Raw genomic sequence first — 17,754 nt, forward strand, 5'->3', positions numbered from 1 at the left:
ACCGAATTCTATTATAGAAACACCACTTCACCTTTATAGAATTTTACCTTGATTTAAAAACAACTTAAAATTAAGGATTCATAAAGCATAATTCGTACATTTGTGCCCCATATTCAAAAGAAATAATGAGATTACACAGAAACTTAACTTTTGCTGTTATAGATAGTATTAGAGATATATTTAATGAAGGCGTATATGCAGACAAAGCTGTAGAAAAGGCTCTAAAACGTGATAAACGTTGGGGAGCAAGAGATAGAAAATTTGTTGCAGAAACCATATATGACATTGTACGTTGGAACCGTTTATATGCAGAAATTGCTGAGGTAAAAGTACCTTATGATAGAGATAACATTTGGAGATTATTCTCTGTATGGTGTATTCTAAGAGGAATTGCATTACCAGATTGGAACCAAATTGGAGATGTACCAGAAAGAAAAATTAAAGGTCGTTTTGCAGAACTTTCTAGAACCCGAAAATATAGAGAATCTATACCAGATTGGATGGATGAAATGTGTGCTACTGAATTAGGTGAAGAATTATGGACCAAAGAAATTGCCGCTTTAAACATACAAGCAAATGTAATTTTAAGAACCAATACTTTAAATATTACTAAAGAAGTACTACAAAAAAAATTAAAAGCAGAAGGCGTAATTACAGAATTTGTACCAAACCATCCAGATGCCTTAATATTACCAGAAAGAGCAAATGTTTTTAAAACAGATGCTTTTCATGCTGGTTATTTTGAAGTTCAAGATGCTTCATCGCAACTTGTTGCTGCTTATTTAGACGTTAAACCTGGCATGAAGGTAATTGATACCTGTGCAGGTGCAGGAGGTAAAACATTGCATTTATCTGCTTTAATGGAAAATAAAGGGCAAATTATTGCTATGGATATTTACGAAAGTAAATTACGTAAATTAAAAGTTAGAGCAAAGAGAAACAAAGCACATAATATAGATATGCGCGTAATTGATTCTACTAAACCAATTAAAAAATTACACGGTAAGGCAGACAGAGTTTTAATTGATGCTCCTTGTTCTGGTTTAGGTGTTATTCGTAGAAACCCAGATTCTAAATGGAAGCTACAACCAGAATTTATAGAAAACATAAAAAAAATACAACAAGACGTATTACAACAATATTCTAAAATGGTAAAACCAGGAGGAAAAATGGTGTATGCTACGTGTTCTGTATTACCATCAGAAAATCAAGAACAAGTTAATCATTTCTTAACATCAGAAGCCGGAAAAGATTTTACTTTTGTCTCAGATAAAAAAGTGTTAGCACATATTTCTGGTTTCGACGGATTTTACATGGCACTTTTAGAAAAAAAATAAAATGCTATATATATTGCTGATGTAGTGTTTTAATTGCTGAAAAAGAAAGTATCTATTTTTTTTTAATTTAATTTCAACATTTATGGTAAAAAAATTACTTCTTTTTATTTTAACCACTACATCAGTAATTTCTTATTCTCAAGAAACTTATTATGATGATGTTAATTTACAATTAACAGGAATCCAGCTAAAAACTGCTTTAGCTAACAAGATTAAGAATACACATTCTAATAAGTTAATTTATACTCCTGGTGTTTGGGAGGCTTCTAAAATTACAGATTTAGACACCGCAGAACCAGACAATGTTGTTTTAATATATGGTTGGGAAAACGGAACTGATAGTGACATTACCAATGATAGATCTAGAAATAACGCTCTGCAAGACGCAGCAACGGGAGCTACTTTTGTTTGGAATAGAGAGCACGTCTTTTCTAAATCGCTTGCAAACCCAAGTTTAGAAACTAATGAAGCTGGTTCTGGAACAGATGCTCATAATTTAAGACCTGCTGATAAAAGTAGAAATTCAGAAAGAAATAATTACAAATTTGCTACAGGTAGTGGAAACTCTAGCCGTTCTTCTATAACCTACAATGGACCTGATGGTGCAGAAACAAGAGGTTGGTATCCTGGAGACGAATGGAAAGGAGATGTTTCTAGAATTATAATGTACATGTATCTTCGTTACGGAAACCAATGCTTACCTACTAAGGTTGGGGTTGGAGATTCTCAATTTACACCAGACGATATGATCGATTTATTCTTACAATGGAATAGAGAAGACCCTGTTTCAGACATTGAAAAAGCAAGAAATACGTATCATGAAAACACTTCAAACACCTATGCACAAGGAAATAGAAATCCGTTTATAGACAACCCGTTTTTGGCTACCAGAATTTGGGGAGGAGAAAATGCAGAAGATACTTGGGGAATTTATAAAAATAGTGATACTGAAGCACCAAGCAAGCCTACAAATGTTACTTTAACCAACCAAACGTTAACTTCTATAGACATTTCTTGGTCCGCTTCTACAGATAACATTGGTGTAACACAATATCAAGTATATGTTAATGATGTTTTAACTAAACAAACAGCAACCACTACCTCTGCCTCTATTACAGGTTTAGAAACAAATACAACTTACAATTTTAAGGTAATTGCCAAAGATTTAATTAACAAGTCTGAAGCAAGTAATGTGGTTACAGCAAAAACGTTAGTAGACACTACAGCGCCATCAATTCCTACAAATGTTACCATTACAGACATCACAGATAGTTCTTTTAATATAAACTGGTCTGTATCTTCAGATAACAACGAAGTAGCCGGTTATGATATCTTTGTTGATGGTACTTTTAAAGCAACTACTACTGCAACTAGTTATGCACTTATTGGTTTAGCAACATCTACTACTTATAGCGTAACCGTTTTAGCAAAAGACAAAGACAATAATAAATCTGCACAAAGTACTGCAGTAAATGCAACTACAACAGACGGTGCTTCTGGTGGTGCTGCTTCAGAATTATTTTTCTCAGAATATTTTGAAGGTAACGGAGGTACAAATAAGGCTTTAGAAATTGTAAATTTAACAGGTAGTACAGTAGATCTTGCAAACTATGTATTAAAAATGCAAAGAAACGGTACTGATGGTTGGGTAACTCCATTAGCATTAAACAGTGGAACGGTTAAAAACATTGTTCCTGGAGATGTTTTTGTTATAGGTAATGGTAAAAATGATATACCACAATTACAACCTTATTCTACTTCTAACCCTAATGGTCAAGTAGACTTAGTACAACCTGTAATAGAAGAAAATGGTTGGGGACAACCTGTAAATTTTAATGGAAATGATGCCATTGGCTTATTTAAAGAGGATGTGTTAATAGATATTATAGGAGAATTTGGCAACGGTTCTAATTTTGCTAAAGATGTTACTTTAAGAAGAAAAGCAGATATCAGCGCGCCAAATATCACTTTTGATTTACAAGGCGAATGGACTTCTTTTCCACAAAACACTTTTGATGGAATTGGTAGTTTTACGTCTACTTTAAATACAAGTAAAAATATTTTTCAAGTTTTTAAAATGTTTCCAAACCCTACAAATGGAGGATATATTTACTTTAGTGTAACAGAAAATGCAAAAATTAACATTTATAACCTTTTAGGCAAATTGGTCTCAACATCAGAAGTTACAAAAAATAAAAACAATATTGATATATCAAACTTCTCTAAAGGAATCTATTTAGTTAAAATCAATTCTGGTAAACAATATATCACAAAGAAATTAATTAAAAACTAACTTCTTAAAATTAAACTTCAACAAAAAACGATTCTTAGATGAATCGTTTTTTTAATTCAAAAAAAATGAAAAAAATAGTACTCCTAGCGTCTCTATTCGTAACATTAATAGTTTCTGCACAACAACCTTATTATACTGGCGTTAATTTAACAAAATCTGGTTTAGACTTAAAAGACGAATTAGCTGTTAAAACGATTTCGGCACATACAAATCCATTAAGCTATACTCCTGGTATTTGGGAAGCAAGTAAAATTACAGATGTAGATCCTACAAATGCAGATAATGTTTTACTTATTTACGGATATAATGACTCTGACGGAAATTATATAACAGATAGAACTAGAAGTAAATCTTTAAATGGTGGTACTGATGGTTCTGACTGGAACAGAGAACATACTTACGCCAATTCTTTAGCAAACCCAAAACTTGAGAGCACAGGAAAATCTGGACCTCCGTATGCAGAAGCTTTTAATTTACGCCCTTCAGATGTAAAAATGAATTCTAATAGAGGTAATCTAAAATTTGCAGAAGGTTCTGGTAATGCAGGTACGGTTTCTGGTGGTTGGTATCCTGGAGATGAGTGGAAAGGTGATGTTGCCAGAATGATGATGTACATGTACATTCGTTATGGAGACCAATGTAAACCAACTGGTGTTGGTGTTGGTAACTTAGTGGGACCAGATGATGAAATGATCGATTTATTCTTAGAGTGGAACGTAGAAGATCCTGTTTCTGATTTTGAAAGACAAAGAAACACATACCACGATTCTAATGAAACTTATGCACAAGGAAACAGAAACCCTTTTATAGACAATGCTTATTTTGCTACTAGAATTTGGGGTGGAGACGCTGCTATAGATTCTTGGGGAATGTACACTTCTAATGATAGTGAAGCACCAACAGTACCTACAAGTGTTGTTTTAAATAACGCTACAACTTCTACAATAGAGGTTTCTTGGTCTGCTTCTACAGATAATGAGGCCGTAACTGCGTATGAAATTTATGTAAACGGAACATTAAACGGAAAAACTGCAACTACAACCTACAAAATAACTGGGTTAAACTCAAACACAGCATATTCTATTACCGTTTTAGCAAAAGACATTGCTAGTAATAAGTCTGCACAATCTACTGCCGCAAACGGAACAACTTTAACAGATACTTCTGCTCCTACTATACCTACAAATGTTACTATTACGAGTCAGTCAGGAACAAGTTTTAAAGTAAATTGGACAGCCGCTACAGATGATACAGCTGTAACTAGTTACGATGTTTTTGTTGATGGAGTCTTAAACGGATCTACAACTACCCTAAGTTATGATGTTACTAGTTTATCTGTATCTACAACATACGCTGTTAGTGTATTAGCAAAAGATGCAGCTAATAATAAATCTGCACAAACTAATACAATTAATGCAACAACAACCGATGGTTCTGCCGCTACAAATCAAATATTTTTCTCAGAATACATCGAAGGATCTGGTAATAATAAAGCTATCGAAATTGCTAATTTTACTGGACAAACAGTTTCTTTAGCAAATTACGCTGTTAAACTAGCTGCTAACGGACAAAATTTTGGAACAAATACTTTAACATTTACTAATGAAACTATTGCTAATGGAGATGTTTTTGTTATTGGAAATGCTCAAATAACAATTTGTACATCAGAAGTAGATATTAGTAGTAATGTAACTTATTTTAATGGTGATGATGTTTTAGGACTATTTAAAAATGATGTTTTAATAGATATTATAGGTAAAGAAGGAGTAAGAGTTAATTTCGGAAAAAATGTAACCTTAAAAAGAAAGCCAACAATCATATCTACAAATACAGTTTATAATGCAGATGAATGGATAGAAACTTCAACTGATGATTGTTCTGATTTAGGAAAGCATACAATAAGTACTGCTAGTGTAAACACATCAGACTTTACATCTTTTAAAATGTATCCTAACCCAGTAACAGGTAACACAGTTCACTTTAAAACTGTAAAAGATGTAGAGGTAACTATTTACACTGTTTTAGGGAAACTAGTAAAAACTACTAAAATTACAGCAACTAAGAATAACATTGATATTTCTACCTTGTCTAAAGGCATTTATCTATTAAAATTAAATACTGAAAATCAATTTATTACTAAAAAATTGGTTAAAAATAATTAATTATTTCTCATTTTTATTCAAAAAAAGGCGACTAATTCATTAGTCGTCTTTTTTTTTGTTAAAAAATAAGTAGTAACTATATAATTTCAAGTAAATTAATCTTATGTTTTAAGTTGAAAAAAAGTAAATTTGCATTTTACAACAACACCCAAATAAAACACAATAATGATTCATTTCTTTGGAAATATAGACAGTAAAGTATTTGCTGTTCAAACAACAAAAAAATTAAGTACAGAAACAATTGCTAAATTAACTTGGTTATTTGCAGATCAACCAAAAATAGAAGAAACTTCAATTGATGCTTTTTTTGTAGGACCAAGAGCAGCAATGATTACGCCTTGGAGTACTAATGCTGTAGAAATTACTCAGAATATGGGTATTTCAGACATCATCAGAATAGAAGAATTTACTGCTTCTACAGAAGAGTTTTCTGACTTTGACCCAATGATTTCTGAGAAATTTAAAAATTTAAATCAAGATTCATTTACCATAGAAATTAAACCAGAAGCAATTTTAGATATCGAAAACATTGCTGCTTATAACGAGCAAGAAGGTTTATCTTTAAGTGATGAAGAAGTGGCATACTTAGAAAGTACTGCTACAAAAATCGGAAGAAAATTAACAGATTCTGAAGTCTTTGGTTTTAGCCAAGTAAATTCTGAACACTGTAGACATAAAATATTTAACGGAACTTTTGTTATTGATGGCGAAGAAATGCCAACATCATTATTTAAATTGATAAAAGAAACGTCTAAACAATTCCCTAACGATATTGTTTCTGCATACAAAGACAACGTTGCTTTTGTAAAAGGACCAAAAGTGGAACAATTTGCGCCTAAAACGGCGGATAAACCAGACTTTTATCAAACAGAAGACTTTGATTCTGTAATCTCATTAAAAGCAGAAACACACAACTTTCCAACAACTGTAGAGCCTTTTAACGGAGCAGCAACCGGTTCTGGAGGAGAAATTAGAGATAGACTTGCTGGTGGAAAAGGTTCTTTACCTTTAGCAGGAACAGCAGTGTATATGACTTCTTATTCTCGTTTAGAAGAAAACAGGTATTGGGAACATAAATTTGAAGCTAGAGATTGGTTATACCAAACTCCAATGGATATTTTAATAAAAGCTTCTAATGGAGCATCCGATTTTGGAAACAAATTCGGTCAACCCTTAATTACCGGTTCTGTACTAACTTTTGAACATGAAGAAAATTCTTCTTCTAGTGAATCTAAACCAAGAAAATTAGGGTTTGATAAAGTGATTATGCAAGCTGGTGGAATTGGTTATGGAAAAGCAGACCAAGCATTAAAAGATACTCCAAAAGAAGGTGATAAAATTGTAATTCTTGGTGGAGAAAACTACAGAATAGGAATGGGTGGCGCTGCAGTTTCTTCTGCAGATACAGGTGCTTTAGATTCTGGAATTGAATTAAACGCAGTACAACGTTCTAACCCAGAAATGCAAAAACGTGCTGCAAATGCAGTTCGTGGAATGGTAGAAAGTGAAGAAAACTTTATTGTTTCTATTCATGATCATGGTGCTGGTGGGCATTTAAATTGTTTATCAGAATTAGTAGAAGATACCGGAGGTAAAATTGATTTAGATAAATTACCTGTTGGAGACCCTACCCTATCTGCAAAAGAAATTATTGGTAACGAATCTCAAGAAAGAATGGGATTGGTTATTGCAGAAAAACATGTAGATACTTTACAGAAAATTGCAGAACGTGAACGTTCGCCAATGTATACTGTTGGTGAAGTTACTGGAGATAATCGTTTTACTTTTGAATCTAAAACAAAAGGAGACAAACCAATGGATTTAGCGTTAGAAGACATGTTTGGTTCTTCTCCTAAAACTGTTTTAACAGATATTACAGTAACTAGAAATTATAAAAATTCTAGATATAAAGTTAAAAACTTAAAAAACTATTTAACCCAAGTTTTACAATTAGAAGCAGTAGCTTGTAAAGATTGGTTAACAAATAAAGTAGACCGTTGTGTTGGTGGTAAAGTTGCCAAACAACAATGTGTTGGTCCTTTACAAATTCCGTTAAATAACGTTGGTGTTATGGCGTTGGATTATAAAGGAAAAGAAGGAGTTGCAACTTCAATTGGACACGCTCCTATCTCTGGATTAATTGATCCTGCTGCAGGAAGTAGAAATGCAATTACAGAATCTCTTACTAACTTAATCTGGGCACCACTAAAAGAAAACCTAAAGAGCGTGTCGCTCTCTGCAAACTGGATGTGGCCTTGTAAAAACGAAGGTGAAGATGCTCGTTTATACAAAGCTGTAAAAGCTGTATCAGAATTTTCTATAGATTTAGGAATCAATGTTCCAACAGGAAAAGATTCTTTATCAATGAAACAAAAATATGCTGATGATGAAGTAATTGCTCCAGGAACAGTTATTATTTCTGCTGCAGGAAACTGTAATGCAATTAGTAAGGTTGTAGAACCTCTTTTAAAAGTTGATGGAGGAAACATCTACTATATTAATATTTCTCAAGATGAATTTAAATTAGGAGGAAGTTCTTTTCACCAAGTTTTAAATACGATTGGAAATGAAGCTCCTGATGTAAAAGATTCATCATTTGTAAAAAATACTTTTAATACAATTCAAGAATTAATTAAAGCTGATAAAATTACCGCAGGGCACGATGTTGCTTCTGGTGGATTTATTACAACTTTATTAGAAATGTGTTTTGCTGATGTAAATTTAGGTGCAGATTTTAATATTTCTGCTTTAAATGAAGAAGATTCTATAAAAGTATTGTTCTCAGAAAATTCAGGAATTGTTTTTCAAGCAGATGCTTCTGTAGAAACAATTTTATCAGAAAATAACATTGAATTTTTCAATATTGGAACTGCTAATAATTCGGGAACTGTAAATATTCAAAACAGTGAAGAAAACTTTACGTTTGATGTTGCTGAAATGAGAGATGTTTGGTATAAAACTTCTTTCTTATTAGATCAAAAACAAACCGCTAATAATTTAGCTCAAGATCGTTTTGACAATTATAAAAAGCAGCCTTTAACCTATAAATTTCCAGAGAACTTTACAGGAAAATTACCTGTAATAGGAAAAGACAAACCTAAAGCTGCTATTATTCGTGAAAAAGGTTCTAATTCTGAACGTGAAATGGCAAATGCAATGTATTTAGCTGGTTTTGATGTAAAGGATGTACACATGACAGATTTAATTTCTGGTCGTGAAACTTTAGAAGACATTCAATTTATTGGTGCTGTAGGTGGTTTCTCTAATTCTGATGTTTTAGGTTCTGCTAAAGGTTGGGCAGGAGCATTTAAATACAACGAAAAAGCAAACACTGCTTTAAAGAATTTCTTTAAAAGAGAAGATACTTTATCTGTTGGTATTTGTAACGGTGCACAATTATGGATGGAATTAGATTTAATTAATCCAGATCATAAAGTACACGGAAAATTAGTTCATAATAATTCTCAGAAACATGAGAGTTCTTTTACTTCTGTAAAAATTCAAAAAAATGATTCTGTAATGTTATCTAGTTTAGCAGGAACAGAATTAGGTGTTTGGATTTCTCATGGAGAAGGAAAATTTAACTTACCAGAAGCTGAAGAAAACTATAATATTGTTGCTAAATACGGTTATGAAGGGTATCCGAATAACCCAAATGGTTCTCACTTTAACACTGCAATGCTATGTGATAAGTCTGGAAGACATTTAGTAACAATGCCTCATATTGAGCGTTCTACTTTTCAATGGAATTGGGCAAATTACCCAACAGACAGAAAAGATGAAGTTTCTCCTTGGTTAGAAGCATTTGTAAATGCTAAAAATTGGTTAACAAAATAATTAAGTAAAAAAGTATATCTAAAAAGGGCTTTTTTAAGCCCTTTTTTTTGGCTTTAAAAACAAGCCTAATTAATTCAGTACAATGAGAGTTCCCAAAAAATATCAATTTATAGTTGAACTAGGAAAAGCCCTACATACGTATGGTATTCCTTCCTATAAAATACAGTCTTACCTAACAGAAGTTGCACAAAACAAAGGTATTACTGCTAGTTTTATGGATTTACCTACGTGGATAAACTACGTTTTCTATGATGATAAAAATTCTTATAATTATATTGAATGTATTCCTCCTGGATCTTTAAATTTAGGAGCATTTTCTAGAATTGATGAACTTACCAATAAAGTAATTGATTCCAAAATTGATGAAAGCGACATTAATGAAGCTTTAAATATTATTCACGCAAAAACCAAAGTAATAAATCATTATTACTTAGCACTAGCTTACACATTTGCTGCAGGTTCTTTTAGTTTAATGATTGGTACCAATTGGGTCTCTTTTATTTTTTCTTTACTATTAGGCTCTATCACCTACCTTCTTGTCTATTTAGCTACTAAATCTAAATATGTAGAAAATGTATTCGAATCTTTATCCGCTTTAGTGGTAACAATTATCTGTTGCCTTTTAACATTAGTTTTTCCTGATTTTAATCTAGGCTTAACCATATTGGCCTCTATTATTATATTTATCCCTGGATTAGCAATTACAACTGCGCTAGAAGAAATAACTTCTAAAAGCTTGGTTTCTGGAAGTGCAAAACTTTTTGATGCCATGATTGTATTATTTAAACAGTTTTTTGGAGTAATTCTGGGCTTAGGCTTAATGACTTCTTTAATTGATCTTGATGTAACACATTATGTATCGGATATGCCAAGATGGACTTTATTTTGCGCTATTCCTATATTTTCAATAACCGTTTTACCAATATTTCAAGTACGTAAAAAGGATGTGTTTTTTGGAGTTTTAACAGGTGTTCTTGCTTTTTTTATAACCGTTTTTTTATCATCCGTTTTAGGAATATTAGTAAGTACTTTTATAGGAACTTTAGCAGTGGTTGGTATTAGTCGTCTATTTGGACGAATTTCTAAAACACCAAAATCTGTTTATTTAACACAAGGCATTATTATGCTTGTACCAGGAAGTAAGTCTTTTATGGGATTGAGTAATTCTTTTTTTAATCCTTCTATTACCGCTTCTGCAAACCTATTTGAAGAAGTTGCTTTTATATTAATGGCTATCATTGGAGGACTTCTTTTTGCAGGTACATTTAGAGAAAGAAAGCCCAGAAAAAAACTAGTAGAAAACTAATCGTTATTTTTTTAATGTTACATGATACAATTTTTCAAAATCTTTTAGAATAATCGTGTCCTTGCTTTCATATAAAATATTTACACCATTTCCATTGTTTGAGTTTTTTGCTTTAAACTTTGTTTTTTCGTTATGTAATGAAAGTTCTACATAATTGTAACCATAAGAAGTATAACCACCAACGTAATGATTTCCTGAAAATGAATTCCCTAAAACAACCTTATCAAATGATTTTGGACTTTTTTCTAAATTCCATATAGGTTCTAATCCATTAAGACGTGTTTTTTCTAATACATCTCTAAACTCACTCATATGATCAAACCTTGTATATAACACGAATTCTTTGTCCTTGAATCTTAAAACACTTACTGAATTTGATAATGAATAAATTGAAATTAGATTTGGTTTTAATTTTTTTATTTTATCAGAAGTTAAATTATTTTCTTTTTGATAAACAACATGAACTAAACTATCTATATGACTCTTAATTTCAATAGTGTCTTTATCATTTATTTTACGCTTATAAACTACATTTAAAGAATCTCTTATTGTAAATGGTTCTCTAGAATTGATGATAAAATTCTTTAATTTTTCTTTTTTGAAATTATTTTCAATAGAAATTTTATAAACCTCAATTAATTCAGGTTTTTCATTAGGTTGCATATAATAAATAGTTCCATCCTTACTAATGTAATTATTAGGAACCTTTAATTCTTTAATTTTATTAAATTTTCTATCTAAAATTATCAAATCACCATTTTCATTATTGGCAAATAAGTTTTTCTCATTGTACTTAATGTCTATTAAATTAGTGGTGAATTGTTTTATAGATATCTTATTATTGGTATGCTCTGGAAAAATTGGAATTTCGGGATGTTTATCTTCCTCCGTTTTTTGATATCCACAAGAAATAAATATCAAAATAAATAATAGAGATGTTATTTTTAGGGCGTGATTCATTTGGTAATTATTGTTAACGTATTTAAGCTTCTAAAAATTGCGTCTTTTGTAGTCCGGGTTAGATCTAATTATTTTACGTTTTGTTTAAACTGAAATGACTCTTTTCCATTTGTTACTACAATTTCATAAGTTCCTTTTTTTAAACCGAGATTACAGTTTTGCTTTTTTTCTTGCATTTCGGTTATATCCACCGGAACAGCTACATCTATATTTTCTCCTTTCTTAAAAGCTAAAACCATCACAGGGAATTCAATTTTTATATCTGTTAAATCAATTGAAACATTTTCATTACCATTTTTAAATAACCAACCAGGTCTATTATTAACGTATTCTGTATTCGGATGAAAAACAGCTATATCAGTCCACGTTTCTCCTCGCTCATATCTAAACGGATTATTATCTTTATCAATTAAAACGGACGATTCTTTAATCTTTAAAGCTTTTAACAAAGGATTATTAAATTCAGATTTACTTTTCTCACTATAAACGACCTGATTAATAGTTAAAGGATTTATGTTTGTATATTCTGTAAATCTTCCCGCCATCGCTTTTTCCCAATAGCTATGCATTCCTTCTGAAGCATGATCAAAGCCACAATGAATTAAAAATTTCTCATTCGGCTTCGCATTTATTACTTTTTCAATATTTTTTGCTTGCTCAATTTCTCTAAGTTTTCCATTTACATCCTCTACACTTTCATATGCGAATAAATTATATCCAATCTCTAAAGCATCTCTAAGCAAATTACCAAATTGTGGGTCTTTTATATAATGACCTGTTTTAAGGATAGGATATTTTCTATTATTAAGTAATGTATCTAAATACTTTCCATTTCCTAATGCCTCTAAACCTAAATTTTTATATCCATTATCAAATAGTCCCTGAAGAAGTGATTTTGTAAATACGCGATGATAAGAATTATGATGCGCTTCATTTATAATTATCACTTGATTTTTCTTTGCAAGTTCAAAAATATAATCTGTTGCTTTAACTTTGGAATATTTTTGATTTATAGAATCTACTTGATTTTCTGTAAATTTTCGATCCTTTGTTCCCATAGCTAAATCCCATTGGATTAAAGCATTTTTATAATCCCCTTTTGTTGCATAATCTGAAGCCGAAATTTGATATTTCCAAGCTATAGTGTCTTTTGCTACTTTAGCCTCTATTTCATTAGAGAATTTATATTCTGTTGTAAAATCAATTTGCTCAATCGTTCTTTTTTCTTTTTTACAAGAACTGACTAAAAGAATGAGTGTTATTATGTATAATGCTTTATTCATAACTATTTCTAACGTTTTTATGTTCTAAGAGAATATTGTTTATAAGAACAGCTGTTTTGAAGTAAATTCAAGTGAGAAAAAAATGCAACTACTTTTGGTAAATAGGGTTGTATAATCTAATTTTAGTTCGCATATAATTTTCTTCTCCCTAACTTTATTAAAGCTTCAAAGTCTTTAACAATCTCTGGAGTGATATTTTCAAAATCAGAAATAGCTTTCTCTAATCTTTCAGGATACATATGCCCCCACTCACTTGGAATACTTTGTCTATTTACATTTTCTGTACTTGCATCGAATGTATGTTTACTTATTAATTCACTTAATTTAATGAAATTATTTTCCAATTTAACTTTTAAACCTTCTAAATCAGAATCAATAAATTCAAATTCGGGTAATTGACATTCTTTAAGAAAATAATAAATATATTCACAAATTTTATAAGGAAAAGCCCCCATTATAAAACCATGATTCTTTATGAAAAGTATAAGTTCCTCACTCTTTAATAGATTTTTTAATCTTTCAAAAGTAACTTTGTCAAGTTCTAAATAACTACCAGTAGGTAATACATTTCCTTGACTTTCACTTACTTTTTTATACCAATTATTTCTATGTCTTTTTAACTCAGTTACAGTATATTTTTTTCCTTTAGGATGATCAGGATTATATTGCATCACGTCTGCATGACAATCAAAACAAAGAGGTAAACAGTTTTCAAAAGAATCTTCTCCTCCATCTTTTTTTTGCTTGATATGATGTAATTCTATTTTTGTTCCACAAAATTTATGACACAAAGTACAATGTCTTCCACTAGCTATAAGAGAATCTTCAACTACTTTCCCTCTAAATCCCATTTTCTATTTTTTTGTTCTTCAACTTTTATTATCTAAATAAAACCTGACTGATTTTTCTATAAATATTTTTACACTAATTCTAAAATACTATCTTTTAATCTTTGCGTAACAATCTGTAAAACCCTTCTATTAATTTCTGATGCATTATCAGCATAAAAAGTAAATTCATCCGAAGAAAAATGACCAATAACTATCCCTAAAGTAAAGTTCTTATAATTATTATCCGTTTTAAAAACAGCAGTAATTTTACTTCTTCTTTTCTTATCCGTTAAATCAGTAAAATCTACTTTTCTTTTTATAAGATGGTGCTTAAATGAACTAATCAACAAACTGTGCTGCATTTTTATTACAGGTCTTAATACTTCATTTTGAAATTTTTCCATTTCAGAAGTTCCTTCATTCACTAAATCCGATAAAACTGGTCTTTCTTTTTTATTCATCTAATAATTCGTCTAATTCTAGTTGATAATCGTATTGTAAATCTTCGTGCAACGTTGCAATTGCTTTCTTTATTAAAACCACTTGCCTATCAAAAGTTGCTACTAATCTTACACTCCCTTTCATAGACGGTTTAAACTCTTTTAAACAACGACAAAAATGGAGCAATAATGCTACTTCTGTTTCTTTCTTTTTAGAATACCGAATAAATTTTTTATTGAGTGTTAAAATCTTTCGAACGCTTTTTCTAATGTAGAAATAACTCTTTGTGTTAATCTCAGAAAACAATACTTCGTTTTGATCTTTTACACTCTGTATGTATTGTTCTTCGTCATGAGACTCGAACAACAAATACGTTAGTAATTCTTTATTCTCTTTTTTAAATTTTGATAAATGCAAACACAACTCTTTTAACTCATTGGCAGATTTATGAGAGAGTTCGTCTTTTAATTGTTTTACAGTTACTGCTTTCATCAACTCTAATTTTTTACAAGATAAAAAAAACCTCACAATAGTTGCCGAAATAAATGCAGCATTAACTGTGAGGTTTGTATTTTAGTTTCCGCTATCGCGGGATAAAATTCTTACTGAATACTTGGTACGTTTACTACTTCATTTACATCAGCATCATAATCTACATCAGCAACTTTAAAACCGAAAAGGTTGTAAAAACCGTTGCTATATCCTTCTAAATCTCCAATTTCTGATAAGTTTTCTGTAGTTGCAGTTTCCCAAAGCTTGTTAACTTCCGCTTGTACATCTTCTCTCATTTCCCAATCGTCAACTCTAATTCTTCCTTTTTCATCCAAAGCTAAATCACCGCCAAATAAACGTTCGCTATACAAACGCTGAATTTGCTCGATACATCCTTCATGAATTCCTTTTGCTTTCATCACTTTATATAATAATGAAATATATAAAGGAATTACAGGAATTGCAGAACTCGCTTGTGTAACTAATGCTTTATTTACAGAAACAAATGCTTTACCTCCTATCGATTTTAAATCGTCTGCAATAGTAAAAGCTGTAGCTTCTAAATGATCTTTTGCAGCTCCAATGGTTCCGTTTCTATACACTGGCTTTGTTACTTCTGGGCCAATATAAGAATAAGCAACTGTGGTAGCTCCTTCTGCTAATAAGTTTTCAGATTGTAACGCGTCCATCCACATTTTCCAATCTTCACCACCCATTACGTTTATTGTGTTTTCTACATCTTCTCCTTCTGCCGGATTGATAGAAATTTCTGATACTTTACCTGTATGGAAATCTACTGTTTTGTTAGAAAAAACATCGCCAATTGGCTTTAAAACAGATTTATATCTTACTCCTGTTGTAGGGTGTGTTCTTACTGGTGATGCTAAACTGTAAATTACCAAATCAATCTGACCTAAGTCTTCTTTAATTAAGTTTACAACTTGGTCTTTTATTTCGTTAGAAAAGGCATCTCCGTTGATACTTTTTGCATATAAACCTACTGCAATTGCTTGTTTTTCAAAAGCAGCTGTATTGTAAAAACCTGGTGAACCTGGTCTACCTTCTGTTGCTGGTTTGTCAAAGAAAACTCCAATTGTTGCAGCATCAGAACCAAAAGCACTCGATATTCTTGAAGCCAATCCGAATCCTGTAGAAGCACCAATTACTAGTACTTTTTTTGCGCCTTCAATTTTTCCTTTCGATTTTACATATTCTATTTGATTGATCACGTTTTGCTCACAACCCGTTGGGTGCGATGTTAAACAGATAAATCCTCTTGTTCTTGGTTCTATAATCATGGTTGTTAGTTTTAAAAAATTCGTCATTACGAGGAAGCATGACGAAGTAATCTTTTATTTATAATTAAAATAATCAGATTGCCACGTCGTTCCTCCTCGCAATGACGTAAATTTATGTGTTATTTTAAAAATTGAAGTACATTCTCTTCAATTCTTTGTAGTACATTTTCTGTAGAAGCCTTTACAAAAGTTTCTCCAGTAATTTGTTCGTATAATTCTATATATCTATTAGAAATTTCGATAACTTTTTCATCATTCATCTCAGGAACTTGTTGTCCGTCTTTTCCTTGAAAACCATTTTCAATTAACCACTGGCGTACAAATTCTTTAGAAAGTTGTTTTTGACCTTCGCCTTTATCTTGTCTTTCTTGATAGCCTTCTGCATAAAAATAACGAGAAGAATCTGGAGTATGAATTTCATCAATCAACACTATTTTTCCTTCTTTGGTTTTACCAAATTCATATTTAGTATCAACTAAAATCAATCCTCTTTTTGCAGCAATTTCTGTTCCTCTAGCAAATAATTTACGTGTAAAGTCTTCTAAAACTAAATAATCTGCTTCAGAAACAATTCCTTTTGATAAAATATCTTCACGAGAAATATCTTCATCATGGTCTCCATTATCTGCTTTTGTAGAAGGCGTAATTAAAGCTTCCGGAAATTTATCATTTTCCTTTAAACCTTCTGGCATTGCTACTCCGCAAAGAACTCTTTTACCTAATTTATATTCACGTGCTGCATGACCAGACATATAACCACGAATTACCATTTCTACTTTAAATGGATCGCATAAATGACCTACTGCTACATTTTCATCTGGATTTGCAATTAACCAATTAGGAACAATATCTGCTGTATCATTCATCATTTTTCTTGCAATCTGATTTAAAATCTGACCTTTAAACGGAATTTGACGTGGTAAAACAACGTCGAATGCAGACAATCTATCTGTTGCAATCATTACCAAAAGGTCGTCATTAATATTATAAACTTCTCTTACTTTCCCTATATAAACAGACTTCTGCTTAGGAAATTGAAAATTAGTATCGTTAATTGTATTCATTATATGTTATGTTGTTGTGGGCGCAAAAATAAGCTTTCAATTTCTTTTTTTTTCAGATTTGAAGTAGTTTTTTATCTGCTGTCTTTCAAAAGAAAAAACAAGTGATTTATTTTCAACTTCATCTATTATAATTAAAGAAACTCTTTTTAACTTATCAGATTCTAAAGCAACCATCTCTTTTTTATCAATATTATAAAATACTTTTAATAATTCCTCTAAAATTAAGAGATCAACTCCGTTTATTTTCTCCCTTAAATCTTCATCATTTAACTCAAGTATTTCATAAAAACCGAAATCTAATTTCCCTTTTAATTCTTTATCAAATGACTCTAAAGAAATACTAGTATCACCATTCCCTATTATTTTGGTTATAAAATTTCTTAAAAACAGCGTTATTTTCTGTATTTCTCTTTCAATAAAATCATTTTTATACTCCATAAATCACAAAAAC

At 31.1% G+C, this 17,754-nt stretch carries 13 protein-coding genes; 5 read left to right on the forward strand and 8 right to left on the reverse strand.

Annotated features, from left to right (window positions below):
* Positions 1 to 125 precede the first annotated feature (125 nt).
* The 5 genes from GQR92_RS06670 (at position 126) to GQR92_RS06690 (ending at position 10,935) form a co-directional block, all read left to right on the forward strand.
* A complete protein-coding gene (locus GQR92_RS06670; protein WP_158838367.1) occupies positions 126 to 1,337 on the forward strand; it encodes an RsmB/NOP family class I SAM-dependent RNA methyltransferase in 1,212 nt (403 codons plus the stop codon).
* An 82-nt stretch (positions 1,338 to 1,419) separates the two neighbouring features.
* Positions 1,420 to 3,630 carry an endonuclease gene (locus tag GQR92_RS06675; protein WP_158838368.1) on the forward strand — a complete coding sequence of 737 codons (2,211 nt, stop codon included), beginning with the start codon at positions 1,420 to 1,422 and terminating at the stop codon, positions 3,628 to 3,630.
* A gap of 65 nt (positions 3,631 to 3,695) precedes the next feature.
* Complete coding sequence (locus tag GQR92_RS06680; RefSeq protein WP_158838369.1) at positions 3,696 to 5,792, forward strand: endonuclease; 2,097 nt, start codon at positions 3,696 to 3,698, stop codon at positions 5,790 to 5,792.
* Between the two features lie 165 nt (positions 5,793 to 5,957).
* Positions 5,958 to 9,629: a phosphoribosylformylglycinamidine synthase gene (purL, locus tag GQR92_RS06685; protein ID WP_158838370.1), complete on the forward strand. Its 3,672-nt coding sequence runs from the start codon at positions 5,958 to 5,960 to the stop codon at positions 9,627 to 9,629.
* 82 nt (positions 9,630 to 9,711) lie between these two features.
* Positions 9,712 to 10,935, forward strand: coding sequence for a threonine/serine ThrE exporter family protein (locus GQR92_RS06690; protein ID WP_158838371.1), 1,224 nt, complete (start codon positions 9,712 to 9,714; stop codon positions 10,933 to 10,935).
* Positions 10,936 to 10,938: 3 nt separating this feature from the next.
* Here GQR92_RS06690 and GQR92_RS06695 read toward each other — a convergent pair whose 3' ends face one another.
* The 8 genes from GQR92_RS06695 to GQR92_RS06730 all read right to left on the reverse strand — a co-directional run bounded on the left by GQR92_RS06695 (position 10,939) and on the right by GQR92_RS06730 (position 17,741).
* On the reverse strand, positions 10,939 to 11,895 hold the full coding sequence (locus GQR92_RS06695) for a hypothetical protein (protein WP_158838372.1): 957 nt from the start codon (positions 11,893 to 11,895) through the stop codon (positions 10,939 to 10,941).
* Positions 11,896 to 11,963: 68 nt separating this feature from the next.
* Entirely contained in the window at positions 11,964 to 13,178 is a 1,215-nt protein-coding gene (locus GQR92_RS06700) for a hypothetical protein (RefSeq protein ID WP_158838373.1), read from the reverse strand.
* A 122-nt stretch (positions 13,179 to 13,300) separates the two neighbouring features.
* Positions 13,301 to 14,029, reverse strand: a complete 729-nt coding sequence (locus GQR92_RS06705) for an HNH endonuclease (RefSeq protein ID WP_158838374.1) — start codon at positions 14,027 to 14,029, stop codon at positions 13,301 to 13,303.
* Between the two features lie 68 nt (positions 14,030 to 14,097).
* Positions 14,098 to 14,469, reverse strand: a complete 372-nt coding sequence (locus tag GQR92_RS06710; RefSeq protein WP_158838375.1) for a glyoxalase — start codon at positions 14,467 to 14,469, stop codon at positions 14,098 to 14,100.
* Positions 14,462 to 14,941: a hypothetical protein gene (locus GQR92_RS06715; RefSeq protein ID WP_158838376.1), complete on the reverse strand. Its 480-nt coding sequence runs from the start codon at positions 14,939 to 14,941 to the stop codon at positions 14,462 to 14,464. The genes GQR92_RS06710 and GQR92_RS06715 overlap by 8 nt, the downstream gene beginning before the upstream one ends.
* A 110-nt stretch (positions 14,942 to 15,051) precedes the next feature.
* Entirely contained in the window at positions 15,052 to 16,239 is a 1,188-nt protein-coding gene (gene fabV / locus GQR92_RS06720) for an enoyl-ACP reductase FabV (RefSeq protein ID WP_158838377.1), read from the reverse strand.
* 119 nt (positions 16,240 to 16,358) lie between these two features.
* Positions 16,359 to 17,303 (reverse strand): phosphoribosylaminoimidazolesuccinocarboxamide synthase, encoded by a 945-nt coding sequence (locus GQR92_RS06725; RefSeq protein WP_158838378.1) that lies wholly within the window; start codon positions 17,301 to 17,303, stop codon positions 16,359 to 16,361.
* 36 nt (positions 17,304 to 17,339) lie between these two features.
* Positions 17,340 to 17,741 carry a hypothetical protein gene (locus GQR92_RS06730; protein WP_158838379.1) on the reverse strand — a complete coding sequence of 134 codons (402 nt, stop codon included), beginning with the start codon at positions 17,739 to 17,741 and terminating at the stop codon, positions 17,340 to 17,342.
* Positions 17,742 to 17,754: the final 13 nt, after the last annotated feature.

Origin of the sequence: Polaribacter sp. L3A8 (assembly GCF_009796785.1) — a bacterium.
GTDB lineage: Bacteria > Bacteroidota > Bacteroidia > Flavobacteriales > Flavobacteriaceae > Polaribacter.

What these genes read in the sequence shown, in the direction of transcription:
- GQR92_RS06690 (WP_158838371.1), top strand. Translation starts at nt 9,712, where the DNA reads ATGAGAGTTCCCAAAAAATATCAATTTATAGTTGAACTAGGAAAAGCC.
- GQR92_RS06670 (WP_158838367.1), top strand. Translation starts at nt 126, where the DNA reads ATGAGATTACACAGAAACTTAACTTTTGCTGTTATAGATAGTATTAGA.
- GQR92_RS06715 (WP_158838376.1), bottom strand. Translation starts at nt 14,941, where the DNA reads ATGAAAGCAGTAACTGTAAAACAATTAAAAGACGAACTCTCTCATAAA.
- GQR92_RS06710 (WP_158838375.1), bottom strand. Translation starts at nt 14,469, where the DNA reads ATGAATAAAAAAGAAAGACCAGTTTTATCGGATTTAGTGAATGAAGGA.
- GQR92_RS06705 (WP_158838374.1), bottom strand. Translation starts at nt 14,029, where the DNA reads ATGGGATTTAGAGGGAAAGTAGTTGAAGATTCTCTTATAGCTAGTGGA.
- GQR92_RS06680 (WP_158838369.1), top strand. Translation starts at nt 3,696, where the DNA reads ATGAAAAAAATAGTACTCCTAGCGTCTCTATTCGTAACATTAATAGTT.
- GQR92_RS06700 (WP_158838373.1), bottom strand. Translation starts at nt 13,178, where the DNA reads ATGAATAAAGCATTATACATAATAACACTCATTCTTTTAGTCAGTTCT.
- fabV (WP_158838377.1), bottom strand. Translation starts at nt 16,239, where the DNA reads ATGATTATAGAACCAAGAACAAGAGGATTTATCTGTTTAACATCGCAC.
- purL (WP_158838370.1), top strand. Translation starts at nt 5,958, where the DNA reads ATGATTCATTTCTTTGGAAATATAGACAGTAAAGTATTTGCTGTTCAA.
- GQR92_RS06695 (WP_158838372.1), bottom strand. Translation starts at nt 11,895, where the DNA reads ATGAATCACGCCCTAAAAATAACATCTCTATTATTTATTTTGATATTT.
- GQR92_RS06725 (WP_158838378.1), bottom strand. Translation starts at nt 17,303, where the DNA reads ATGAATACAATTAACGATACTAATTTTCAATTTCCTAAGCAGAAGTCT.
- GQR92_RS06730 (WP_158838379.1), bottom strand. Translation starts at nt 17,741, where the DNA reads ATGGAGTATAAAAATGATTTTATTGAAAGAGAAATACAGAAAATAACG.
- GQR92_RS06675 (WP_158838368.1), top strand. Translation starts at nt 1,420, where the DNA reads ATGGTAAAAAAATTACTTCTTTTTATTTTAACCACTACATCAGTAATT.